The organism is Microlunatus parietis, assembly GCF_013407955.1.
Classification (GTDB): Bacteria; Actinomycetota; Actinomycetes; order Propionibacteriales; family Propionibacteriaceae; genus Microlunatus; species Microlunatus parietis.
This window is the reverse complement of sequence record NZ_JACCBU010000001.1, coordinates 3,560,930-3,585,509: the sequence shown is the minus strand read 5'-3', so window position 1 is coordinate 3,585,509 and position 24,580 is coordinate 3,560,930. Positions and strand designations below refer to the sequence as shown.

Genomic DNA, 24,580 nt, shown 5'->3' with positions numbered 1-24,580 from the left:
GCGTCTGGCACCTCGAGGCCAGATGATCATGACTGGAACGCCTTGTCTGTGCGCGAGCAATTGTGGGGAGTTCTGATCCCGTGATCAGGGCGATCCGCGAGGTGTTATGGTTATGTCCGCGAGTATGGTGGCGGGCGTACTCCTGGTCGCGCCGAAGGTGAGCAAAGAACGGTCCGCTCGCAACGAGTACGCGGCCTCACCCCGTCACCGCGTTGATCGGGGGTCTCCGCGTCCATCACCGTGATCACGAGCTCCTCCACACCCTCCATGGTCTCCGCGTACCGCTCAAAGCACCCCAGCGACCAGCTCGTGATGTCAGCGTCTGGGTTCACCTCACAGAGGCAGGCGCGGCCGCTTGGCGGAGGGCATGCTGGAAGACGTGGTAACGACGGCGCAGAGGGAGTTGGGCGGGCTTCTCCGGAGCCGACGAGAACGGCTTTCGCCGGAGCAGGTGGGCTTGTCCCCGGAAATGACGCTCCGCCGGGTGCCGGGTGCCGGGTCTTGCGGCGGCAGGAGCTTGCCTAGTTCGCTGGCGTGAGCGTCGGCTTCTACACGCGCCTGGAGCAGGGCGTCAGCCATGCCGCTCCCCCCGCAGTGCTCGACGCGCTCGCGATGGCGTTGCAACTGAGCGGCGGGCTGAACTGGTGGCGGACTACGTGGCGGGGATTCCAGTTCGGACGATTGCTGCGAAGTAGGTGAGCACCGGGGCACGATCCCAACGCTGGTTCGTCGCGTGGGTACCGAAGTGAGAGTGGTGGCCCTGGACGCGGAGCAAAGCAAACGAGCGTCATGCTTCTACGAGAGCGGGGACGACGCTCGCGCAGGTCGCCCGGCGGACGGGAATCCGCGACGCGGCGGTGCGCCAGGCGGTACTCGGTCAGGGCGGGGAAATTCGTCCGCGGGCCGCCGTCCAAGTGGTTACTGAGCCGCCCAACTCACCGCCCGTCGCGGTTCGCTTGCAGTCGGGACGCCCTCCGGGCGGGAAACGGTCACGCGCTTTGGCGAGCAGTCGAGTCTTCCTGCCAGTTCACCATCGTGCCACCGATGATGTTGACCAGGAGTGATTCGATGAAGATGACGGTCTCCTCGCGACCCGGCTTGTACCGGGTCGGGTGCCCGCAACGGTTGCGCAGCTTGAGCTTCTCATCGAGCAGGTCGCGGGCGTTGCGGTTGATGAGCCCGGCATCCTCAGCGATCAGCAGCACGTTCGCCTCCTTGAAGTAGAGCAGATCGTCGGTCTTGCCGATCTTCTTGTAGGACGCGGGAGGCGCGTCCCCCTTCCCGAAGCGCGCACGATGCGCCGCCTCCATGGCCTTGATGCCGCCTTGGTGGCCGTCGATGACCGAGAACAGATGCTGGATGCACGCCGACCAGACCATGAGTACGGCGGCGCGGTACATGCCGCCCTCGTAGCAGCGCACCGCCTCGTCGAGGTAGTCCCGGTAGTCCGGCGGAGCGGATGCCGCCGCTTCGCGGAGTGAATGGAGCGCCTGCGCCGGGGCCTCGACTCTTGAGTCCTTCACCGGCAGGGCATGAAGGCGCTGGAACTCGGCGAGCGACGCGAGGCTCGGCACCTGGCTACTCATCACCTTCCGCCACCTCGGCCGTGCCGTCGCTCAGGACGTACTTGCGCATGTTCTTGAAGATCTCCGCCACGGTGGTGGCGGTTGCGTCCGCCGCGATGTGAATCTCCAGATTGATGTGGATCGCGGGGCTAGCTTGGAGAGTCACCTGCGGCGCGGCCTGGACCGGTGCCGCCGCGCCCGGCGCGGTGTAGATCGGCGACGGGCCAGATGGCTGAGGCGCGCTGACGGGCGTGACATCGATGCGTGGCGTCGCGGTCGCGACGTCCGCATCATCGGCCGGCTTCCCCAGCACGTAGGTGTTGTAGAACTGCTCGATCGCGGGACGCTCACCCTTGAAGTAGGTTTCGGGGCGGCGGTTGCCGGCGGTGATGAACTTGCCGAGTCCGGCTGCCTGTGCGACTCGCATGAACATGATCACACCGTCGCCCAACGCCGCTCCCTGCGCACCTTCGAGCAGTTCGCTGTAGTGCTTGTACCACTGGTCCCCCACGTCAGTCTTCGTGGGCTCGCTTTTGTTCGCGTGGTACATCCACTCGACCGTCTGCGCGTAGAGCGGTGCTGCCGCGAGCAGGCCGGCCATGATGCGTGCCCTCTCGGCGGGGTCCTGGGTCGATGCGTACGCGCGGCCAGCATCCGTGATCTCGACGTTCTGGCCGTCGCGCTTGATCAGTCCGATCCACCGTGCGGCTTCGAGCTTGCGGTTGTCAGTGGTCTTCGAGTCGAGGTTCGCCTTGACCTTCGTGAGCGACACCCAGCCGAAGTTCGGGCGCAGGAACGCGAGCAGCTTGTCGATGTCCTCGAACGTGGTCTTGATGGGAATCATGTTGAGTCCCCTTCACAGTCTGTGGTTGAAGGGACAGGGTTGTCATCCTCCACCAGAAGCATGAACCTCGATTCCCCGCATTTCCGACGACACGCGGTCACGAATGTATAACGATAGGTGCAAGTTCTGGGTTGATGTTGATCACTCAGCAAGTGTCCCAGCATCGCTATCCTAGACAGCGAGCAAATAAATACCTAGTCAGAAGGTCCTTTCAGTTCACCACTCTGGTGCGCATGGATCGCACGCTGTCAAGGTAACAGTGCAGCTCGAGTCTGTGAACCAGAATCGACGTTCGGGTCGTCTTGACAGTAGGTCGACGAAGTCAGTCCGGACGCATCTTGACCAGGAGTCTTCATATCAGGCCCCTGAGACGCACTGAGCGGCTCGGACGCTCCACGGCGACCGTTCGATCGGCGCGTGAAGGCACCTTAGGGTTGGGCGATGTTCCTGAGGTGGTCTTGCCGCCACAAGATGATCCTGTGCCGGATCAAGGCGCCTGTCATCGCTGGCGCTCAACGCCGGCCGGGAGTGGAGGGTGCCTTCCGCTTTGCCGAACTGGCCTCTCATTGGCCTGCGTTCGCGACCTTCGGCGACACCCTTTCCCGTGAACCTCATCGGCGCGCTCGTCGGTGCCGTCGTGGCGTGGCTGTTCGCCATCGATCGACGTCAATGCGAGACAGTAGATAGCGACCGAATCCGTCTCGACGGGCCCGGCCGAAGTTGTGCTACTGCTCGGAGAGGTTGACGGTGCGCGAGAATCATTCGTGTGTAGCTCGACCACGTCGACCACGGAGGCAAGATCAGCCGCCGCCGCGCCGGAAGAATGCACCACCTGGCATCGCTGGCATCGGCGACCGCCATCGAGGCACACCCGCGCTAATCCTGACCGACGCCACCACCGCCACCGTCATCCACCGCACCACCGGCGAGATCCTCAGCGAACACACCAATCAACCGCGACAAGGCCTACTGGCGCAACAACAACAAAGAGCCCGGCCGCTGGCCGGGCTCTCAACAATGACCCGACTCATCTATCAACGATGACCCGACTCATCACAGTGGTGGACGCGGGTGGATTCAAACCGAACACCTGGCAGCGGTTCGAACGGCTCGGTTCCGCGTGGAAGCGGGCAAAACTCGGTGTCGGCGATGAGCCGGTGGGGGCCTCTGAGAGCGAGCCGGGCGTCGTGGCGAACCCTAGGAGACGAGCTAGAACACCTCTGACGGAGAGCCAGGTGGACGCTATCCGAACTGGCCGAGCGAACGGCGAGAGCGTGGTGTCCATCTCAAGGCGGTTCGGCGTACATCGGATGACGGTGTGGACACACACGAAGGACTTGCTGCCGTGATCCCCCCGCCGCACAGTCAGAACAGGGTCGGCTGGTCCCGCCGCTGAGTGGGCGGGCGTGCGCCGATGTCGAGATGCAGCGAAGATTGACGAACGCCGTCACGCCACCGGAGAACTTTGACGAAACAGACCTCGGCGCCGCGGTCCCGGCGATGTTCGGCGGAGCGGGTCGGGTGTGGAGGTGTTGACCTCACAGCGAGGCAGGCGCTGGTGACCTGCCGGTTGGGCGCGTGTTGGCATCAGCCTTGCCAGACCAGGTAGATGGCGAGCACGCCAAGTGTGGCGATGAGGGCACTTCTCAGAACCCGGGTGGGCAGCGCGTGGGCGATCTTCCAGCCGATGAGCACGCCGGCGAGTTCGGGGATCCCGACGAGGGCGGCGAGGGGCCAGTCGATGGTGCCGTGGATGAGGTACCCGATGGTGCCGACGGTGGCGATCACGATCGACTGCGCCTGCGCGCAGGCGAGTGAGCGGAGCACGGGGAGGCCGGCTGCGGCGAGCAGGGGCACCGTCAGCATGGGGCCGCCGATGCCCACGATGCCGCTCAGGTGGCGCGTAGCGCCGGGTGGTACTGGTAGTCCAGCGATCTGGTACTGCTGTTCTGGGTGGGTGGTACCGGCCGTGGTTTGATGCGTGCGGGCCGGCACCACTGTGTGGGGGTCTATTCCCAGTACTGCTTGTCTGTGCGGGTTTGGTCCTGGCGGAGTTTGCGCATGTCGATCTGTCCGAGGTTGATGGTTCGGGCGTGGTGGGCGAGCCGGTTCACGATCGAGTCGGCGGCGACGCGGTCTGGTAGGGCCTCGACCCAGTGCGCTGGACCGGTTTGTGAGGCGATCATCGTCGGCAGCCGGTGTTCCCGGTTGGCGAGCACTGCGAACAGGTCGTTGGCTGCGGCGGGGTCGATGCCGACGGTCAGGAAGTCGTCGACGATCAAAAGGTCCGTGTCCGATAGGTCGTTGAGCAGCTGTTGGTGGGCGATGCCGTCGGAGCGGGCGATGATCAGTCGGCGGGCCAGATCGTCCATCCGCGTGTAGTAGACGGCGTGCTCGGTGTGGCAGGCGGCGATGCCGATCGCGCATGCCAGATAGGTTTTGCCTCCTCCGGTGGGTGAGATGATCAAAAGGTTCGTCGGGTCGGCCCGCCAGTGGTGTGCGGCGTATCGTCGCATCCGCACCGCGGTCAGGCCGCGCCCGTCGCGGTAGTCGATTTCGGCGACCGAGGCGTGTGGGATGGGGAAGCCGGCTGCCTTGATCAGCTTGTCGTTCTTGTTGGCGCGCCGAACCTCGAGGGCGTCGTCGACGGCGGTGAGGAACAGCTGCTCGGGTGTGAGGGTGTCGTTGGCCTCGTCGGCGATGAGTTCTTCGAGACGGGTGGCGACGTGGGTGACCCGCAGGGCCCGGAATTTGTCGTAGTCGATGCCGGTGAAGCTCACGGTGTCACCTGCTCGTCGGCGCCGTAGTGGGAGGCGTCACGCACGAATACGTCCGGCCCGACCGCCTTCGGGTCGCCGCGTCTGACGGTCGACGCGGCCGCGACGTTCGGCCGGGCCCGTTTGGCGTCGGAATCGATCGCGGCCATGATCCGCTTGAGCATCGAGTAGGTGGCGTGGCCGTTTCTGTTGACCAGCTCCTGGCAGGCCGCCTCCAAACGTGGGCGGTTGCGTTTCCCGAGCCCGGACAGGATGTTCTGGCAGTCGAGGTAACCCTGGGCCTCGATCACGTGCCGATCCAAGATCTGCTCGATCACCGTCACGGTCGCCGGCCCGAAGGCGTGTGCCCGGTCGACGAACCAGCGCCGTGACCACAACCCGTCGACGTCGCGGTGCTGGGCGGGGACATGCTCGGCCAGGGTCGAGTACTGGCCCTTGCGGCCCTTGAGCCGCCGGTGTTCGCAGACGATGTCGACCCCGTCGAAGACGGTCACCGTCGCCGCGGTCAGCCGCACCCGCAGCAGCCTTCCGGCCAGCCGGTAGGGAACCGAGTAGTGCTGATAGTCGGCGGTGAGGTGGTAGTTCCTGCCCGCCTTGAGTTCTTTCCACTGCACCTCTTCGAACCGGGTGTCGGGCAACGGCGCGAGCAGCGGGGCCTCCTCGGCGGTGAATCGCTCCCACCGGGTCGTATCGTCGGCGCGGCGAAGATCATGGTTGATCTCCCACACCCGCTCCTCGATCGCCTCGTTCAACTCGGCCAGACCCGTCCAAACCTCACCCTCGAGATAGCCGATGACCCGCTTGTTCACGATGTTCACCGCGTTTTCCGCAGCTGCTTTGTCGCGGGGTTTCCGGGATCTGGCCGGCACGATCGCCGTCTGGTAGTGATCGGCCAGCTGCTGGTAGCGGGCGTTGACGACCCGTGCCTTATCGCCCTTGGCCCGCTGGTGCGTGGACGTCGTCGGGTTGTCGGGCACCACGATCGCGACTACCCCGCCGTAGAACGCGAACGCGCGCACGTGCGCGTCTAGCCACGACTCGGATTTCATGTTCATATAGGCCCGGCAGAACAGCGTCCCGGAAAACGGCAACACCGCGACGAACAGCACGGCCCGCGTCACGCCCCCGGTGACCGAGTCCACCAGATCGATGGTGTCGCCGGCCCAGTCGACCAGCATCGCCCGGCCCGGCTCGTGATGCAGCGTCGCGACCAGGTCGTTGGACCTGACGTAGTCGGCGAACAGCGCGCAGAACTGCGAATACCCGTACTTCTTCTTGCCTGCCGCGTCGCCGTCGGCGTAACGGCGCCACCCCAGCAGCAATGTGAAATGCCGGTTCGCCCTCATCGTCGCGAGCACCCGAGCCAGGTCCGGCTGCTCGTACTCCTCCGACACCCGTCGGCGCCCGTCCGGGAACCACTCCGCCAGATCGGCGTCACTCACCGCCGCAGCCGAGGCAAGGCCGCGCTCAGTGACCGCTTGCTTCACCCGCGACACGTCCCGGCGGGAACACGCCGCAACCGCGGCGATCTCGCTATAGCCGCGACCCGCGAGCACCAGTTCCAAAATCGCCCGATAGTCAGCCATCCAGCCACCTCCGAATCAGTAACCGACGACACACCCTGTGCCGCCGCACCGATCAGAGAACCAGCACGGACAAAGCCAGTACCAACTAGCCAGAACCGCAGGACCACATAGCTGGACTACCGGTACCAAGAAGCGCTATGCGCCATCAGGGTCGAGACGCCCAGTCCGAGGGCGACGATCAGCGATGTCGGTGGGTTGAGGAGCAGTGCGGCGTGGGGGCTTCGGGCGCGCCACCAGACGAGCCCGGCGGCCGCTGCCACCACGAGGCCGAGCACCACCGCGAACGCGTGTCGAGACACCGCGGTCCCGGCGAGCACGCCCAGCGGGGTCCCGAGCAGGGCGGTCCCGGCCAGGATCAGCGCGATCCGGCGGGTGGCGGGCTCGCGGAGCTGGCCCGAGCGCGTGTAGGCCGTCGTTCCCAAGGCGCCGGTGGCGACGTGGGTGACGATCGCGGTCCCGGCCACCTGGGCGGGTGAGAGTCCGGTCAGCGCGAACAGTCCGATGGTGGGCAGCACGCCGCCCGGCCCGACGGCGGTGATGCCGATCCCGCCGGCCAGGCCGATGACGGCAAGCGCCACCAGAACTGGCAGACCGACGCCGCTCACGCCGGCCCGCGATACAGGGTGGCCCGAAGCGTCATTCGATCCGCACGGATGCGCAGGGTCTCGACGTCGACCGGTGTTCCGTCCCGCAGGCGGGTGATCCGGCCGATCACGAAAATCGGGGCCCCGGCGGCGATGGTGAGACCCTCGGCGGTCTCGTCGTCTGCGACGGCCGCGCGCACCTCGATCTCAGCTCGCCCCAGCCGATCCCCGATGGTCTCCTCGATCACGGAGAAGATATCCCTGCTCTCCAGGTCAGCCTGAAGCACCCCCTGGCCGACGGAGGCGGTGAGGTAGGTGCTGTCCAGCGAGACCGGCGCTCCGTCGACACTACGAACGCGCTCGATGTTGACCACCGTCTCGCCGGCGGCGAGAGCCAGTCGCATGAGGACATCAGCCGGCGGGTCAGCGATCAGCTCGGCGAGGAGGACCTGGTTGGTCACCGTCCCGTGGCCGGCCAGTGCCTCCGCGAGACCCTCCAGCCGGTCCAGCCCATGGCCGTAGGTCGGTGTCACGACGACCGTGCCGACGCCGCGGCGCCGGCTCACTAGGCCTTCGTCACGGAGCAGGCCGAGTGCTTCCCGCACGGAGTTCCGCGATGCGTCCAGTGTGTGGGCGAGCGTGTGTTCATCGGGCAGCGTCCCGTCGAGGACTCCAGCGGAGATCTGCTCACGGAGGATGTCGGCTACGCGCCGAGCTCGCTCGGCCCTGGGCTGCGTGGAGACCCACTCAGGGGGGATGTGTCGACCAGCTTCGGGTGGCGGGGCAGTCAAGCCAGGCTCGTCTGCCGGTGCCTTGCCCGTCGCCTCCATGGGAACGATGGTACTAGTTCCGCCATAGGTCCGCCACTGGTGCGCCAGAGGTGCGCCGCTCCCGTTACGGGGCGACGGCGCTCCTCGCGCTGCCCCGGCTGGAGATGCCTCGTCTGGCATCTCCAGCCTCCGCACCGCCCGAACCGGCGCGGGAGTGCAAACGCCATCGAAGTCGACTGGGTAAGTAGATCTTGACATTGACAGCGAGTTGTCAATGTTCGCTGCATCTCGACAGCCGACTGCGGTGACGGGAGGCAGCCGCCGCGAGCCGGTGGGCTTCTGGCCGGGACGAAGGTGCTGGGCGAGGACGGCCTTCGCATCGCTCCACAGGTCGGGCCGGTCAAGGTGCGCCTCGCGTTCACAATCGATCGAGAGGTCGCGGACGAACTGCGCCCGGCGCTCGGGTGTTGACATCTGTTCGGCGTAGAAGCCGTAGATGTCGTAGTGGGCGATGAAGCCGAAGTAGCCGTGGGTCGAGAGGCTGAGGTAGAGGTTGCGGGTGAACCGTTCGCGTGGGAAGTCGTCGGCGATGAATCTGAGCAGTGAGTTCACGAACCTTGCCTTGCGGTCGGGTGTACCGCTGTCCCAGCCGGACGGCTGAAAGTGCTCGGCCCGATACCGCGGCACGGCCATCGTGACCACCTCCGTTGACCTGTGCACGGGGACTCCCGTATTCACAGGTGCGCGAAGGGGCGACGCTTGGGCGCGATCGGCTACGTGGTCGGCTCGATCGGGCCTTCGAGGGTTGGTGTCGGTCCGCTGCGGACGATGCGGAACCGAGGGGTGCTGTCGTTGATCCGCTCCACGGCGGTCGGCTCATACGGGGCGAGCGTGCCGTCCGCGGCGACGACGTGCTGGCCGTAGCGTGCGCCGACGGCGACGAGGATGGTGCCGTCGATGTCAGCGGGAGGCCAGCGAACGGGATCGAGATGCCCGGTCACGTCGAGGAAGCCACCGGCTGCAACCTTGGGAACGACGCGAATGTAGCCGGAGGCGTAGCAAACCCCGCCGGAGTCGATGACGAGACGCTGGCGGATGATCCCGGCGACGTGGAGCTGCCGCCGGAAAGGACGTGTACGCCGCCGTGGGCTGCGCCGAGCAGCCGGATAGGTTTGGTGACGCGCAGGAGCGTGCGCTGATCCTCGTAGAGGACCAGCTCGTCGCTGGTTTCGCGGGCACGCTCCGTCATGCTTCTCCACGGTAGCCCGCGGGGATTGGGGCTCACAGGCGACGGTGGTGCTCGACTCTGTGCGCGTCCCTGCGCGGGCCGGTGGTGTCGGGCTGTTTGCTGACGGATCGAGCGCGACGCAGCGCGGCGGCGGCGGCGCGGTACTCGGCGGCTTGCTGGGCTTTGGTGATGTCCTTGGCGTTGCCCAGGGGCGCGGGTTCAGTGATGTCGTAGCGGTACCGATAGAGGGCGATGGTCGTGGCGTGGGCAAGCCACGCAGACCGAGCGCGCTGAGGCGTGGGAGCGAGACCGATCCGCTTGGTCCAGTCCTCGTCAGCGTCAAGGGCGTGTCGGAGCGCACGACGCGCTGCGACCTCGATGAGCTGCTGGCGTTCGCTGAGCGCGGCCTGCATGTCGTCCGGGATCGGCCCGGCGGGCGTGGGGAGCAGTCCGGCGACTCTTCGCGGCGCTGCGTCCCGGCCTCGGGCGAGGTTCATCGTGGCCTTGTCGATCCGGGTGGCGAGCTGGGCGGCGAGGTCGGCTTGCTCCTCACCGGGTGTGATCGAGGGAGCGAGGGCGGTGAGGATCGCGGTGACGTCGTGGCCGGCTGCCTCGTGCCTGGCGAGTGCGCCTTCGAGGTGCTCGTAGTAGGGCCTGGTGAACACGTCGTCGGCGACGTTCTCGGGGAATGGCGCGATCTCGAGCAGGGCTGCCCACCGCTCCGTCTGTGCTTCGCGGGCGAGAAGGTCGTACTCGTCGAGCAGCGTGGACAGCGAGGAGTGTCGGTCAACCTCGAGCTGGAGCGTCTCGGTGGCCGACAGGTCGGCGTCGCTGCGGGCGAGCACTCTGGCCAGTTGCTCGGTCCTGGTTTTGTCCTCGGGCGAGTCGAGGTGCGGTTCGACCTCGTGCGGGTCGGGCTGGATCACGTACGCGTGATTGCGCAGGCGTCCGCGGGTGAGCGCGACGTAGAGCAGTTCGCGTGCCGCGGTCTCGGGGTCGATCAGTGCGTGCGCGGTGTCCACGGTCGAGCCCTGCGCCCGGTGCACTGTCGAGGCGTAGCCGAGCTCCAGGTCTTCGCGCACGTAGCCGGCAGGCAGTACGAGCGCCTTCCCCCGCGGGATATCGCCCTTGCCGAGCCGACGGACAGCCAGGGAGCCGTCCTGGTAGCGGTGGGTGACCTGCCAGCGGTCGCCGTTCTTCACCCACGACCGTCCGGTGCTCAGGCGTCGCTCGTTGCGGCGGGTGACGACGAGATCCCCAACCCCAGCGATCGTGCCGTCGTGGAGCGCCGCACCGCCCGTTTCGACCTGGCCGGCCTCGATCAGGTCGGCGCGGGCGCGTTGGTTCAGCTCGGCCACCGCCTCGCCGTTCCCGGCGATCATCAACGTCGAGAGCCCCTTGGCTCGATCGGTCCGCCAGGCGGCGTAGACGGCATCGAGCATCACGTCCAGACCACCGTCGTGCAGACGGCCATGCTCCTCGTAGGTGTCGAGCACCGCGCCGTTGCCATGACGCAGGGCGAGACTGGCCCTCTTCTCCCATGTGGCGGCGAACCGGCGCACGTCGGTCAGCTCCGGGACGCTGCGCCGGTGGCGCACGAGCATCCCGAACGCGCCGCCGGTCTCCACGGCGGACAGTTGCGCCCAGTCGCCGACGAGCACGACCTTGGCCCCGACTTTGGCAGCATGCGTGGTGATGCGATCCAGCGCCAGAGTTCCCGCGAGGGACGCTTCATCGACCAGCACGAGCTGCCCCGGTTCCAGGCTCCAGCGATCACGGTGGTGCTCGTAGAGGAACTTCGCCGTGTTCTCTGCCTTCACGCCCAGGCTCTCGCCGAGCACTTCGGCGGCGGCCGCAGACGGGGCGAGTCCGATCACCGAGTCCTTGCCGTGTGCCGCGGTCCACGCGCGGTGCAGTGCCCGCAGCGCGGTCGTCTTCCCGGTCCCGGCTGGGCCGACCAACAGATCGAGGGTGAGGCCAGAACGCGCAATCGCGGTGACCGCCGCCGCCTGGTCCGCCGCCAGCCGAACGCCCTTGATCTTGCGCGCGGTGTGCCGGGCCACCAGCCGCCCCGACAGCACCGGCGCATTCTCAGCGGACGCCTGATGCAGCAGACGCTCCTCGGCATCGAGAATGTCCTGGCTCGTCCAGGCAACCCGGTCCACAGGCTGGAAGCGGTTGGAACCATCCGGGCTCAGATAGTCGTCGGGCACCGCGCGGTCGTACTCCGGCGTGAGCCGCAGAGACTGCTCCTCCGCGTACTGGACGACCTGATCGAGCACCGCCGTCCGGTCGCCCGTGGTGGCGAACCGGGTACCCATGATCTGCCGCATGGCCTCGGCGTGGAGGTTCCACCGGGTCCAGGTCGCCCGCCGGTTGCCGACCTCCATCAACACGACCGTTGCGATGTCGTGCATTTGCTCCAAGCCCAGGTCGTCGGCCCGCAACCGGGACTGGTCGGACCCGTGTGCCACGAGTTGCTGCGCCCATGTCGTCGGGTCATCGCCCAGCACCGTGGTTGCCCGTTCGCGCCATTGGGCCGTCAGCTCCGCCAGCGAATGCAACTGCTTCTCCGGCCGCGTCTCCAACGTCGCCTGCTGACGTAGCTTCGCGATCGTCGTCTTCGACGGCGCACGGCCGTGCTCTGCGACGTACTCCTCGATCAGCCGCGCCGTCGCCTCTGCGATCCCCTCGCTACCCTCGTTCGTGCTGCCGGTGGTGCGGCGGGAGAACTCCGTCACGAGCGCACTCGGCACACCGTCGATCTCCCAGCCGACGTTGCGATCGCGACCGCGATCGACCGGACCCCACGAGAAGCCGAGCAGCCGCGCGGTGTGATCGGTCAGGAGGGCGTTGTACGACGCCGAGAGGGCGACCGTGGCCCGGTGCAGGGTCCGCGAGTCCAGGGTCCGCCACCGCCCGTCGACGCCCTGGACCTTGTTCGACACCACGACGTGCGTATGGAGCTGAGGGTCAGCGGCGCGGCTGTCGTAGTGATCGAATGCCGTGGCGATGATCCCGGCGACGGGCATCCGAGCGATCCCGCCGTTCCCGACCCTGGTCGCCGCGACCCGCGCCTCCAGCAGCGCAAGGGTGTCGCGCATCGCGGCGTGATGCGCCTGCGCGATCAGCGCTTGCGTTCCGGCGTCGGCCACGCCCCACACGGCGCTGAGCGACTTCGGTGGCGAGAACGTCAGATCGAAGCCCGCAACCGCGGTGCGCGGCTTCTTCGCAATCTCCTCCTCGCGGATGCGCTCGATGGCTTCTGCCCGTTGCGTGCCAGTCAGCGACGCATCCAGCTGTGCAACCCTGGCTGCAATGCGTTCGCGCGGGGGTTGCAGCCGCGGATACGCCAACCCGAGCTTGCCCCCCGTCACCGGATGCACGCCCTCGCCCAGCAGCCGGGTGAGCTGTTCCTCGGTCACCGGGTCCCCAGCGGCGAGCGCCGGTCCCTGCCCGGTGTCGAGGCTGGCAAGGCCGGTGCCGAGCCATGTTCCGGGAGGGCAACCCGACTCGGTGTAGTAGCGCGTCAGCGGCGTGCCCATGTCTCGGTCACCGTCACCGGCGGCGACGGACTTCAAGAGGTATTCGTACCCGCGGCCCGATGACATCACGCGGATTGTCATGACCACGGCAGGCCCCTCCCGAGACGGACTCGGGAGGGGCCGCCTCAGCGGCCAGGTGCGCTCCGCGCACCGCCTGCACCCTTGGTGCCAACAGTGTGGGGGAATCTTGGGACTCTGATCCGGCCTGCGGCGTCAAAGCTGGCGCCGACAGCGCGCGCAGGGGGCGTCTCTGGGATGAACCGACTCTCCGAGCCAGCGGGGCGGAGTACGGTCGGCCTATTGGCCACGCGTGAAAGACGTTTTGATGGAAAGCCCGATCCAGAGGGCACGAAAGGGGCGGGCACCCTCACACGAAGCATCAGCCGGGTCTGACCAGTCCACTGCCGACCGCGGTGGCGGACAGGGTTACGGGCTGCTGTTGCCAGATCCGCGCCCTCCTGCGCGACATCATTGAGCGCTTGGACGAGCCACGCATAACCGACGACGATCCGCTGTGAGCAACCGCTCAATCCGCCAAGTAAATCTGAACAGACCCGTCCACCGCTGTCCGGGGCCGAAACGGTGAGCCGCATGTCAGACACTCACCGTCCGCCACCCTCCGACGGACACGACAACATTGCGCAATCGACCCCGGCTGGGTGGGCTCGATCGCGGACCGGTCGGAGTGTACAGCGGCACCGCAGGAGGTCACTTGGCCCACGCTCTCGGGACCTTCGGCCCTAGCCGAAGGGTGGCTCATGTGCCGAAATGGTCCAGGTGATCTCTTCGAAGCGAGGAAGATCGGACGCATCGCGGCCACCGTTCCCGGCAACTCGTCGGTGCCGCCGCCGACCGCCGAACGGGGACATCTGCGGCCCATGCCGTACCTGCTGACCCGGAGTGGCCTGACCGGTTGTCGCTGCTGCGGATGGAGATGGACGCGCTCGACCCACGACGCGTACCCGTTCGTTACTGTCCAGACCGGGCGGGACGCGGTGGTCTCCAGGGGCCGACAGGCTGCTGCCTGGACCGCTGATCGCCAAAGGTGTCACCAGCCCGGCCGGAAGTATCGCTGACGACCAGCGTGCACCGCACGCCGGTGCCCACCGAAGGCCAGATGATCGCGCGGACGAACGACGCCCCGCTGACGTACCCGGTCTCCACCCACGCTGGCGCAGCCGCGGCAACTGGCCGGACCGACGCGTCGAGGGCCACCACCGGCCCGCCCCGCCCCGCCTGACCACGAGGCCCCCTCTTGCGAAGGAGCACTGTCCCGTGCCCGATCAATCAAGCCTGTTCAAGGAACTCACCCGTGCCGAGTCACTGTACCGGCTCGGCAGCGTCTCCCTGGGCCGCATCGTATTTACCCACAACGCACTGCCCGCCATCCGCCCCGTCAACCACATCGTCGACGACAGCGGCCTGATCATCCGCACCCACCACGGCGCGGCCATCATCTCCGCAGCCGTTGGCGGCGTGGTCGTTGCCTACGAAGCCGACGTCATCGACCCCGACACCCGTGTCGGTTGGAGCGTCATCGTCATCGGCACCGCACGATTCGTCACCAACACAGAAGAGATCAGCCGATTCCACCGACTTCTGCGGCCCTGGGTGAGTGAACCAACCATGGACCACGTTATCCGGATCGACACCAAGCTGGTCACCGGCTTTGAACTCGTACCCGGCCCGTCAGAACCCGATTCCGCGAGTAATCGGCAGAGTTGATATCGAGCTTCGTTTTCGATCTTGGATCGGTGTGCGGGCAGGTTGCTGGCCCGGCAGAATCAGCTCAGTACTCGGCTATCGGACACCGCACGAAGTCCGCACCGAATACCTGAACCGACTGCAAGCAGCATGATCAACCGCAAATTCCGTTGTCCGGAAAACGCGGGGCAGCCCAGTCTCCGCCCCTCGCCACTGGGCCGGGGCGAACCGGCGCGCGAGCCCGCCGCGGTCGTCGAGGCCAGATCGGGCCACCGGCACCAGCTGCTGGCCCGCGACATCGGCGCGCTGCCGGTTAACCAGGAAGTCCTCCCCGGCTAGCTGCGCCGCCGCCACCCCACCAACATCTGCCCGCGCTATACCCGCGATCGCGTTGCTTGATCGGGCCCGCCGCATCCAGCAACCGGACCACATCCAGCCGATCGGGCAACTCCGTGATCACCGTCATCCCCGCGTTACCCGTCAAACGCGGGTCCGGCGGGCCGATATGCACCTGCCGACGCTTCCCCTTGCCCTTGCGTATCCTTGCTCACCAGATGGGGTGTGAGGCGGGCAGGACGCCGACACGATCCGCCACCTGGTTGAGCTTCCGCGTCAAGCGGCGCGCTCGACGCGTCATTCCATCGGCGTGATCATCGTCACCGACATCCTCCGGCGGATCCTCCTCAGCAGGCGGTAGCACGGGGTTAGACGAGTCGGCGGTGACGGCACGCCGACGGTGGCTCCTGAGGGTAGGTCGCCAGATCGATGATCGAGTCGGCTCGGTCCGGCTCGCGTCGAGACGATAGAATCTCGCACCGTGGAACAGGGCCAGTCGCGGGCAGCGGTGTGGTGGTGGCTGGATGCTCACGTCAACCGTGAAACGGGAGTGGGGATCCCGCCTGGTGGGTCGGTGTTGCCGCGGCCTGACCTCGGCGCCATGGAGCGGCTCCTCGGCGTGCTGGGTCATCCCGAGCGTCAGCTACCGGTGGTGCTCGTGGCCGGAACGAACGGCAAGTCGACGACTGCTCGGGTCCTCGCCCGGCTGCTGGAGGGCAGTGGTCTTCGGGTAGGGCTGTACACGAGTCCTCATCTCCACCTGCCGCACGAGCGCATCGTCATCGGGGACACCACGATCACCGATGCGGAACTTGCATCCGTACTCGGTCCGGCGGTCGAGCATGAGCGGGAGGGATCGAAGCCGGCGAGCTGGTTCGAGCTGATGACCGCCGCCGCCGTCCGCTGGTTCGCCGACCAGGGTGTCGATGTCGCGGTGGTCGAGACAGGCCTCGGCGGCAGCGGCGACGCCACCGCCGCGCTCGGTGCTCGGGTCGTGGCGGTCACGTCGGTGGGGATCGATCACGTCGAGTACTTCGGCGCCACCCGGTGGGACAACGCGGTGGCCGAAGCCGGTGCCATCCCGGTGGGAGCGGCCGTGGTGCTCGGAGAGCCGGATGCCGCGATGCACCCGCCGTTCGCGGCGGTGGGCCCGTCCTCGCTGCTGATCACGGGGCACGACTTCGGTGTCGTTGCTGACTCGCCGGTGGCGGCCGGGCGATCGGTGTCCTTGTTCACACCAGCCGCGACGTACGACGAGGTCTTCCTGAGTTTGCTTGCGCCGTGGCAGACGGCCAGCGCCTGTGTGGCGCTGGCCGCGGCAGAGACGTGGCTCGGCGCGGCGGTGGACGACCGGGTGGTCCGGGACGTGTTCGCTGCGACGCACGCCCCGGGTCGGTTCGAGCTCGTGCACACTCCGGGGCCTCTCGTCGTGGACGGAGCACACAACGCTGCGGCGGCCGCCGCCCTGTCCTGCGGGTTGCGCGAACGGTTCGCCCGGTCTGCTTCCACCGTGGTGGTCGGCATGACTGGGGAGCGCGACCCCAAGACGTTCTTGAGTGCCCTTGGAGTGCGGCCCGCAACTCGGGTCATCTGCACGTCACCTCGCACAACTCGGGCAGTGCCGATCGGCGCCCTAGCCGCTGCCGTGCGAGCGGTAGGCGTACGGACTGTCGAAATCGAGGCCGACGTCGGTGCAGCGGTCCGCCATGCTGCCCACCACCTCGACGGTGCTGTCGGGGTGGTCACTGGATCGCTGTATGTCGCGGGCGAGGCGCTGCCCGTTGCGCGCTCACTGGCATCGTGAACCGGCCACGTCGCCTCACGGTGGCGTGATCGTGTTCCGTGCATGACCGTCCGGTAGCCTGCTCACAGTACGAACACCTCGCCGGCTGCGGAAGGGCCACGGGTGGTTCACACGCCGGACGTCAGCAGTGCGCGTAGCCGAGTATCTAATCTAACCGAGTTGCCGAGTGAGAGGTGAACGGTGGTTCCGCCTCAGGGGGTTATCGCGCCCCATCGCCTAGAGCGCGCCGTTCGCGTTCTGCGCGCGGGCGGCTTGGTCGCCTTCCCCACGGAGACCGTGTACGGGCTGGGTGCGGACGCCGAGAACGTCGGCGCGGTCAAGCGTGTCTTCGAGGTGAAGGGGCGGCCTCCGACGCACCCACTGATCGTGCACATCGGTGACCGCGCACAGATCGACGACTGGGCAGCGGGCGTTTCCGGGCCGGCTCAGCATCTCGCAGAATGCTTCTGGCCTGGGCCGCTGACGTTGGTCTTCCGGCGCAGGTCCCGCGTTCCGCTCGCGGTCACCGGTGGCCTTGAAACGGTCGCGTTGCGGGTTCCGGAGCACCCGGTGGCGCTGGCGTTGCTCGCGGCGTACGGTGGCGGGGTGGCGGCGCCGTCAGCCAACAGGTTCGGAGCGGTCAGCCCGACGACAGCTGGTCATGTCCGCGAGGGGTTGGGTGCTGCCGTGGACTTCGTGCTCGATGGTGGCCCGTGTGGTGTCGGTGTCGAGTCCACCATCGTCGATGCCACGGCCGAGCCGGTGATCCTGCGCCCGGGTGGCGTGGCGCGAGAGGATCTCGAGCAAGCACTGGGCTGCTCGGTGCCGGTCAGTGCGCGAAGTGCTGTCCGAGTCCCGGGCCAGCATCCGTCGCACTATGCGCCGCGGGCTCGGGTTCTGCTGGTCGAACCGGACCAGGTGACCGCTCAAGCCGAGCTGCTGGCAGCGCAAGGGTGCCGAGTCGGTGTCCTGCTCCCACCCGAGGCCGCGAACCTTTCCGGTTCACGCACCGGGCAGGTCATGATCACGGTCCCGGAATCAGATGCGGATTACGCCCGGCAGCTCTACGGGCTACTCCGAGAGTTCGACCGGCACGGCTGTGAGGCGATCGTGGCGTCCGCGCCCGCCCCGGAAGGGCTCGGATTGGCGATCACCGATCGGCTGCGCCGTGCGGCCGGGCCTCGACGCGTGTCGTCGTCGGCAGGATCGGTCCCGGCTACCGCCGGCACGTCGACCGAACCATGGCGTGCGTCGACAGGGAGCGGTCGAGCCTCCAGGTCGGATCTCCAGGTGCAAGTGAGGCCCGGTCGCGAGTCCAGCTGAGCCCCACCGTTCCGATCTGCTGCCCGGCGGCCACCGTGTCACCGACAGTGACGTGACCACCGTCGGTCGTCATGTGTCCGTACATCGACGCGTTTGGCTGGCGCGGCGTAGTTGTTGCCCAGAGCATCGACCGCGCTCCCCGTGATGGGATGGACGCGTTCACCATAGCGGTTGGTGATGGCGAGCGTGTCGGTTCGCAGCAGCACCACCGGGCCCGCGACGCTGGACGGATCCGTTGGCAGGGACATCTGGGACGGCGGTAGCTCGGCCGGTGACGGCGGGACAGATCCTTGGAGGCGATGGCCCAAGTGCAGATGAGCGGGCAGGAGTTCCTGGTCGGGCTGGATCGCTGCCCGCACGGACGCGGCTGCCAGCAGCCTGAACGCGGTCGACCTCGCTGCCCGCGAAGCCACCGTCTTGGGCGGCCACTGCGCGTCGTACATGCGTTCATCTGGCCCTTGCTGCAAGTCCCACTTGGCCCGTCCCCTTCGGGACGAGCGAGGGTGGGCTGCGCCACGAAGCGGAACGCATTGTCGACGATGCGGTCGGCCACGCCCGCGCCGCCGCGCCTGACATCCCCGTCACTGACGAGATCATCACCGGTGCCGCTGTTGCGGTGCTGCTCGGCTACGCCCGCGCTGCGACCTGCTCGTGGTCGGTGACCGGGGCCTTGGCGGGTTCGCCGGTCTGCTGATCGGCTCCATGGCCGTCCAGCTCGCCGCGCACGCCGCATTCCCGTCCTGGTCGCCCGCGGCAGCCTCCACCGGGCCGGGCTGATCGTGCTCGGCGTGGACGGCTCGCCGGCCAACCAGAGCGCTGTCGGCTACGCCTTCGACGCCGCGGCGCGCCGCTACGCACCGCTCATCGCGCTGCACGCCTGGAAGTTCCCACCGGCCCCGGCCACATGCTGCCACTGGTCTACAACCCCGCCGGGCTGGAAGCCGACGAGCAGCGGCTATGCGCCGAAGCCTGCGCCGGTAGGCAGTCCACATATCCCGACGTCCGCGTCGATCAAACTCTGGTAGGCAGCGGTCCCCGCAGGGCGCTGATCGAGGCCAGCCGCCATGCCCAGCTCCTCGTGACGCCGACGCCACGGCGGCGCCGTCGTGGTGACGCTCGTCGGGCTGGTGGGCCTCGGGGACCTCGCCCGCTTGTACGGCGAGCAGGCTTTGGCCAACGGCAGCTTCCTGTTCGTCTGGCTGGCCATCTACCACATCGGGTTCTTCTGGAGGGACGGCAGACTCCCCAACCCGGCCCAGGACCATCCTGCCGATCCTGCTCGCCGCGGCAGCCGCGCTGGTGCTGCTGACCGTGCCGGGCCCGTACCCCGTCAGCATGATCAATGTGCCCGGTGAGCGGCTGCCCAACATGTCACCACCCAGCCTGGCCCTGCTCGCCCTGGCCACCGTCCAGATTTGCGTGGTGCTGCTCATCCGTCGCCCCGTGCGGCAGTGGCTGGACCGGCCGCGACCGGGGATGGGTGTGGTGGCGATCAACACGGTGATCCTCACCGTGTTCCTGTGGCACATGAGCGCGGCGGTCCTGACCGTCGGCTCCCTGCACGCCATCGACATGCTCCCCACACCGGAGGCCGGCAGCGCCGTCTGGTTCGTCTGGCGGGTGCCATGGCTGCTGATGCTGACCGCGACCCTGGCCATCCTCGTGGCGTTGTTCGGCCCGATCGAGATACGCCGCTCTCACCGGTCCCGCCGCCGTCCACGATGGCCAGCCACCGCACGCGGACCGGTAGCAGTCCGGCCATGGCTGAGGCCGCTACTGGCCGTGGTCGCGTTGGCAGCCATCGCGTTGGCGCTGCTGGACAACAGCCTGGTGCCCCGCACCGAACCGGCCACGTTCGGGATCCCGACACTGGCGCTGGTCACCTACGTGACCGGTGCGACAATACAGCGGCTGCTGCGAACCACGCCACCTGCCAGCCCGGAGCACCCACGCTTGCTGCGCTGATCGCCAAGGCGATCAGCGACGGGAACAATGTGGCCGACGATGAGTGAGCATGACAAGATCACCGCATCGCACCGATCCCGGGCAGCAATCATCTCTATGTCCGCCAGCCCACGTTGATGCAGCTGGAGCGGAACACCGAGTCCATCGATGCCAGGTGAGCGGCAGTGCCAGGCTCCATCAGCTGCGCACCTGAGCTGCGAGGCGCTGTATCACCCCGGGTCCAGCCGCGCCCCACCCCGTTCAGCGGCTGCCGGGCGCGAGTCGCTGAGCGCGGTAACGAGGTCTTCGAGGTGGGCGGCCCGGGAGGCTTTGATCAAGACGAGGTCGCCTGGGCGGAGTCCACGGTGCAGGACTTCATGGGCTTCGCGTGCGTCACGGACGGCGAGGATGTCGAGGTTGCCGCCCGTGGTTCGGGCGGCGTCAGCGATCAGAGCAGCATGCTCGTCGCCGACCGCGACCAGGAGGTCGAGAGCGGCGTGTGCGGCGAGCATGCCCAGGTGGCGGTGGGCGTGAGCGGCGTGAGCTCCGAGTTCGGCCATCTCACCCAGGACTGCGATGCGTCGACGCGCGGTCATGGCGGTCAGCGTCGTGAGAGCGGCCGCCATTGAGTCGGGGTTCGCGTTGTACGCATCGTGGATAAGGGTGACGTCGTCGTCACGGACGATGGTTTGCATGCGTCCGGTGGACCTGGGCCGGGCGTTGGTCAGAGCCTGGGCGATCAGCGTGGTGTCCAGGCCGAGGCCGTGGGCGGTCGCTGCGGCGGCGAGTGCGTTGCTGAGGTGGTGTTGGCCGGTGAGCGAGAGTGTGACGGGCGCGGCCCCTTCGGGCGTGTGCAGGGTGAATCCCGCACGGCCGTCCGAGGTGAGGCGCACGTCACGGGCGTGCACGTGCGTTGGATGGGGATGGTGGCTCCACCACAGGGCGCGGGCGCGGGTCTGGGGTGCCATGGCTGCGACGAGCGGATCGTCGGCGTTGAGGACGGCAACGCCGCCGTGGTCAGCCGCGGGGAGTCCGGTGACCAGTTCGCTCTTGGCCGCGGCGATCCCGGCTTGCCCGTCGGGGTACTGGCCGAGGTGAGCGGTGCCGACATTGAGCACCACTCCGACAGTGGGCGTGACCAGGTCACACAGGTAGCTCAGATGCCTGCGGCCTCGAGCGCCCATCTCCAGGACGAGGTAGCGCGTGTCGGTGGTGGCGCGCAGGACCGTCAGGGGAAAGCCGAGTTCGTTGTTGTAGGAACCGTCGGTGGCAGTGACGGTGCCGTGGTGCGCCAGCACCTGGGCTGCGAGATCCTTGGTGGTGGTCTTGCCGTTCGATCCGGTGATCCCGATAACGGTCGCCGACAGGTGGCTTGCCACGTGGCGCGCCAGCGCGCCGAGCGCGATGGTGACATCGGCGACCTGGACGGCCGGGGCGGCCAGCGATCGCGAGGAAAGCACGAGCGCGGCTCCCGCGGCGATGGCGGCCGGAGCATGGTGGTGCCCATCGGTGTGTCGGCCGAGGAGCGCGGCGAAGACGCCTCCGGGATCGACCCGGCGCGAGTCGATGCTCGCAGGCGCCGTGACACGCAAGAGGGGGTCGGTGCCGGCGACGAGGTGGCCGCCGGTGGCCTCAGCGATGGCGGCAGCGGTCAAAGGTATCAAGCCGTGAGGTTCTTTCGCGCGAAGGCGCCGAGTTGATCGGCGTCGAAGTCGTCGGCGAGGTCCAGGCGCAGCCCTGGGATGCGGGCGATCGCTGGGCCGAGTGCCTGCTGTTTGGCGTGTCGGGTGGCCACACGTGCGTCCACGTAAGGGTGGGCGGCGGTCACGCGACGGTGTCCCGCCCGACGCCGGCGACCACGGCCATCAGTTCCCCGATGGCGGTGTCGTGCTCCATCGGGTGCCGCAGCGGCAACTCTGCGTGCAGCTGGTACCGGTTACGGCGCCCTTCGCGGTCTCGTTCCAGGTAGCCGGCCTCGACGAGGTCGGCCACGATACGCTGGGCGGCTCGTTCGGTGATACCCACCTGCTCGGCGACATCGCGAAGGCGTGCGTGCGGATCCCGAACCACGCACAACAGCACGTGGGCGTGGTTGGTCAAGAACGTCCACTCCCGCATGCTCAATACCTTACCGCACCTCCGTAACGCATATCACGCTTCCCAACATACGTATTCTATGTCGTACGATGGCTGGGGTACGCCTCACACACGTCGCCGGTGGCCGGGGAGGTCATCGGGTGCAGGTGTGGATGACGACCTCACGAAGGACGGACCGTCATGACCGCCACCATCGTCGTCGGCCTCGACGGTTCGCCTGCGGTGACCGCCCTCAGGTGGGCGGCCACGGAAGCTTGCTTGCGTGGCTGGAGTCTGCGCCTGGTGTACGCCTTGCGGATGCCGCACGCTGTCCGCCCTTTCGGTGGCTCGGACGTCCAACCGCCAGCTTTCCTTCAGAAACGTGCTGAGGACGCGCTGGCCGAGGCTTGTGATCGGGTTGTATCTCAGGCACCTTGGGTTGAGGTCGAGACGTCCGTGGCGACGCGGCCCGCTCTCGACGCCCTGATGCACGCGTCCCGCGATGCCGAACTCGTTGTCGTCGGCACGCGTGGGCGCGGCGCGCTGGGCGCGCTGGCCTTCGGCTCGGTGAGCAGCCGGCTGGCCGCTCGCGCCTCCTGCCCCGTGGTGGTGGTGCCGCCGGCGTGTCCGACACTGCTGGACCATGGCTCGATCGTGGTCGGAGTCGACGGGTCGGTTCACGGCGACGCCGCGTTGCGGTTCGCGCTTGTCGAAGCCGCCCACCGATCGGCCAGGGTGGTGGTCCTCCACACGTACCACGTCACGTTGTCGGGCGCGATCCAAGACCCGTACCTGGACTGGGACGCTGCCGAGCGGGAATACCGGGACGCCCAGACGTTGGCGCAGGAGACTGTCGGGCGGGCACTGGCCGCGACCGGACTGGCCGTGCCCGTCGTCGCCCGCGCAGTGGCCGGCCGCCCCGCCGACGCTGTGATCAAAGCGGCTCGGCTGGCGGCGCTCGTCGTGGTGGGTTCCCGAGGGCACGGCTCACTCCACAACCTGCTGCTGGGGTCGGTCAGCCAAGGGGTGCTCCACCACGCCACCCGTCCAGTAGCGGTCGTCCGAGCTAGCGCGTCCTCGTGACGCCGTGTTGCCGCCCGGTGTACCGGCGAGGGCGGCGCAGGTGGCTCGAGGTCGACGTTCTCCGGCGCTCAGCGCGGGCTTCACGGCTGATCTGTGGCCTCGTCGCGCTCGGTTTCGGTGGCGTGCGCGCGAAGTGACCCCGCGTGGGCCTTGGCGGTCGGGTCGCGGCGGGTCTTGGCCAGGCTCGCGACGGTGACCACGACCAGGATGACGACGATCACGGCCAGGCTCGCCAGCGTCGGGATCTCCGGGACCCGTTCGTCGAGGTCAACATGAGCCCAGTGCAGCAGCAGTTTCACGCCGATGAACAGCAGGATCAGCGCGAGGCCCGTTGAGAGGTACACCAACCGGTCGAGCAAGCCCTTCACCAGGAAGAACAGCGCACGCAGCCCGAGTAGGGCGAAGGCGTTCGCGGTGAACACGATGTACGGCTCCTGGGTGATGCCGAATATCGCGGGGATCGAGTCAACGGCGAACAGCAGGTCGACGGTGCCGATCGCGATCAGCACGATGAGCATGGGCGTGACCACGCGGCGACCGTCGATCCGGGTGAAGATCTTGCCGCCGACGAACCCGTCGGTGACCGGCAGGACCCTCCGGGCGAGACGTACCACCGCGTTGTCCTCGATCGTGGGGTCCTCGTTGCGGTGCCGGAACAACTGGATCGCCGTGAAGATCAACAGCAGGCCGAACAGGAGGAACATGAAGGTGAACAGCGCCAGCAGCGCGGCTCCGAGCGCAATGAACACCGCCCGCATGGCCAGGGCGAGCACGATGCCGAAGGTCAAAACCTTGTGCTGGTGTTTGGCCGGCACCGCGAAGGTGCTGATGATGATGACGAAGACGAAGAGGTTGTCGACCGACAGGCTCTTCTCCACCAGGTAGCCGACGAAGTACTCGGTGCCGAACTCGCCGCCGTGGCGCGCCGTGAACCACACGCCGAAAAGCACGGCAACCACGATGTAGAAGATCGACCATGCGGTTGCTTCCCGGAATCCGACGTGGTGTGGCTTGAGCGCGGCGATGGTCAGGTCGGCGGCGAGCAGAATCACGATCACGGCAACCGTGACGACCCATGTGGTGATCCCGATGTCGAGCACGTCAGTCCTTCCGGGCATGAGTGTGGTCGATGTTGGCGAGCATGGTGACGAGCGCACGAGGCTCGTCCCGGGGTCGGGTGGCCGCCGGTGGCGCGCCACTGGATGGTTGCGTCAGCATGTGGCGCTGCGGGGATCGGTCACGGATTGCAGTCGGGGCAGTACATGGGGTCGGCGCTGGTTTGACCGTCGTCTCCGGGGATGACGACTACGGAGGGGCCGCTGCGCCGCTCGTTCGGTGATACCCACCTGCTCGGCGACATCCACACACAACAGGACGTGGGCGTGGTTGGCCGGAAACGCCCACTCGCGCATGCTCAGCACCATACCGCATC

Annotated in this window: 20 protein-coding genes; 7 read left to right on the top strand and 13 right to left on the bottom strand. The window is 67.6% G+C overall.

Annotation, left to right across the window (positions count from 1 at the left end; genetic code table 11):
• Positions 1-989: 989 nt before the first annotated feature.
• From BKA15_RS17195 to mobF, 9 genes are all read right to left on the bottom strand, one after another.
• The gene (locus BKA15_RS17195) at positions 990-1,586 is read right to left on the bottom strand and encodes a hypothetical protein (RefSeq protein ID WP_179752762.1); all 597 of its coding nucleotides are present in this window, start codon (positions 1,584-1,586) and stop codon (positions 990-992) included.
• Positions 1,579-2,409, bottom strand: a complete 831-nt coding sequence (locus BKA15_RS17190; protein ID WP_179752760.1) for a hypothetical protein — start codon at positions 2,407-2,409, stop codon at positions 1,579-1,581. Before BKA15_RS17190 ends, BKA15_RS17195 begins: the two co-directional genes overlap by 8 nt.
• A 1,587-nt stretch (positions 2,410-3,996) precedes the next feature.
• Complete coding sequence (locus BKA15_RS17185) at positions 3,997-4,293, bottom strand: sulfite exporter TauE/SafE family protein (RefSeq protein WP_218871411.1); 297 nt, start codon at positions 4,291-4,293, stop codon at positions 3,997-3,999.
• 125 nt (positions 4,294-4,418) lie between these two features.
• Positions 4,419-5,189 carry an ATP-binding protein gene (locus BKA15_RS17180; protein ID WP_179749499.1) on the bottom strand — a complete coding sequence of 257 codons (771 nt, stop codon included), beginning with the start codon at positions 5,187-5,189 and terminating at the stop codon, positions 4,419-4,421.
• Positions 5,186-6,772 (bottom strand): IS21 family transposase, encoded by a 1,587-nt coding sequence (gene istA / locus BKA15_RS17175; RefSeq protein WP_218871116.1) that lies wholly within the window; start codon positions 6,770-6,772, stop codon positions 5,186-5,188. Before istA ends, BKA15_RS17180 begins: the two co-directional genes overlap by 4 nt.
• A 116-nt stretch (positions 6,773-6,888) precedes the next feature.
• Positions 6,889-7,350 carry a TSUP family transporter gene (locus tag BKA15_RS17170; protein WP_218871409.1) on the bottom strand — a complete coding sequence of 154 codons (462 nt, stop codon included), beginning with the start codon at positions 7,348-7,350 and terminating at the stop codon, positions 6,889-6,891.
• Between the two features lie 23 nt (positions 7,351-7,373).
• The gene (locus BKA15_RS34905; RefSeq protein ID WP_218871407.1) at positions 7,374-8,819 is read right to left on the bottom strand and encodes a GntR family transcriptional regulator; all 1,446 of its coding nucleotides are present in this window, start codon (positions 8,817-8,819) and stop codon (positions 7,374-7,376) included.
• Between the two features lie 80 nt (positions 8,820-8,899).
• Positions 8,900-9,127, bottom strand: a complete 228-nt coding sequence (locus tag BKA15_RS17160; protein ID WP_179752756.1) for a hypothetical protein — start codon at positions 9,125-9,127, stop codon at positions 8,900-8,902.
• A gap of 280 nt (positions 9,128-9,407) precedes the next feature.
• The gene (mobF, locus tag BKA15_RS17155; RefSeq protein ID WP_246322968.1) at positions 9,408-12,980 is read right to left on the bottom strand and encodes a MobF family relaxase; all 3,573 of its coding nucleotides are present in this window, start codon (positions 12,978-12,980) and stop codon (positions 9,408-9,410) included.
• Positions 12,981-14,174: 1,194 nt separating this feature from the next.
• Here mobF and BKA15_RS17150 point away from each other — a divergent pair.
• From BKA15_RS17150 to BKA15_RS17125, 6 genes are all read left to right on the top strand, one after another.
• Positions 14,175-14,624 carry a pyridoxamine 5'-phosphate oxidase family protein gene (locus BKA15_RS17150; protein WP_179752754.1) on the top strand — a complete coding sequence of 150 codons (450 nt, stop codon included), beginning with the start codon at positions 14,175-14,177 and terminating at the stop codon, positions 14,622-14,624.
• Positions 14,625-15,513: 889 nt separating this feature from the next.
• Positions 15,514-16,743, top strand: a complete 1,230-nt coding sequence (locus tag BKA15_RS17145) for a bifunctional folylpolyglutamate synthase/dihydrofolate synthase (protein WP_179752751.1) — start codon at positions 15,514-15,516, stop codon at positions 16,741-16,743.
• A gap of 180 nt (positions 16,744-16,923) precedes the next feature.
• The gene (locus BKA15_RS17140) at positions 16,924-18,045 is read left to right on the top strand and encodes an L-threonylcarbamoyladenylate synthase (protein WP_312879083.1); all 1,122 of its coding nucleotides are present in this window, start codon (positions 16,924-16,926) and stop codon (positions 18,043-18,045) included.
• Between the two features lie 645 nt (positions 18,046-18,690).
• Positions 18,691-18,822: an adenine nucleotide alpha hydrolase family protein gene (locus tag BKA15_RS37315; RefSeq protein WP_376766831.1), complete on the top strand. Its 132-nt coding sequence runs from the start codon at positions 18,691-18,693 to the stop codon at positions 18,820-18,822.
• Positions 18,823-18,824: 2 nt separating this feature from the next.
• Positions 18,825-19,070 (top strand): universal stress protein, encoded by a 246-nt coding sequence (locus tag BKA15_RS37310; protein ID WP_376766805.1) that lies wholly within the window; start codon positions 18,825-18,827, stop codon positions 19,068-19,070.
• Between the two features lie 310 nt (positions 19,071-19,380).
• Positions 19,381-20,010 (top strand): hypothetical protein, encoded by a 630-nt coding sequence (locus BKA15_RS17125; RefSeq protein WP_179752745.1) that lies wholly within the window; start codon positions 19,381-19,383, stop codon positions 20,008-20,010.
• Between the two features lie 209 nt (positions 20,011-20,219).
• On the opposite strand, the gene BKA15_RS17120 is transcribed toward BKA15_RS17125, so the two are convergent.
• From BKA15_RS17120 to BKA15_RS17110, 3 genes are read right to left on the bottom strand one after another with little or no spacing between them, the layout of a single operon-like run.
• The gene (locus BKA15_RS17120) at positions 20,220-21,644 is read right to left on the bottom strand and encodes a UDP-N-acetylmuramoyl-tripeptide--D-alanyl-D-alanine ligase (RefSeq protein ID WP_218871403.1); all 1,425 of its coding nucleotides are present in this window, start codon (positions 21,642-21,644) and stop codon (positions 20,220-20,222) included.
• Between the two features lie 5 nt (positions 21,645-21,649).
• Positions 21,650-21,817, bottom strand: coding sequence for a hypothetical protein (locus BKA15_RS17115; protein ID WP_179752741.1), 168 nt, complete (start codon positions 21,815-21,817; stop codon positions 21,650-21,652).
• Complete coding sequence (locus tag BKA15_RS17110) at positions 21,814-22,107, bottom strand: helix-turn-helix transcriptional regulator (RefSeq protein ID WP_179752740.1); 294 nt, start codon at positions 22,105-22,107, stop codon at positions 21,814-21,816. The genes BKA15_RS17115 and BKA15_RS17110 overlap by 4 nt, the downstream gene beginning before the upstream one ends.
• A gap of 159 nt (positions 22,108-22,266) precedes the next feature.
• Here BKA15_RS17110 and BKA15_RS17105 point away from each other — a divergent pair, with 159 nt between their 5' ends.
• Entirely contained in the window at positions 22,267-23,148 is an 882-nt protein-coding gene (locus BKA15_RS17105; RefSeq protein ID WP_179752738.1) for a universal stress protein, read from the top strand.
• 80 nt (positions 23,149-23,228) lie between these two features.
• Here the strand turns inward: BKA15_RS17105 and BKA15_RS17100 are convergent, their stop codons facing one another.
• A complete protein-coding gene (locus BKA15_RS17100) occupies positions 23,229-24,248 on the bottom strand; it encodes a TerC/Alx family metal homeostasis membrane protein (RefSeq protein ID WP_179752736.1) in 1,020 nt (339 codons plus the stop codon).
• Positions 24,249-24,580: the final 332 nt, after the last annotated feature.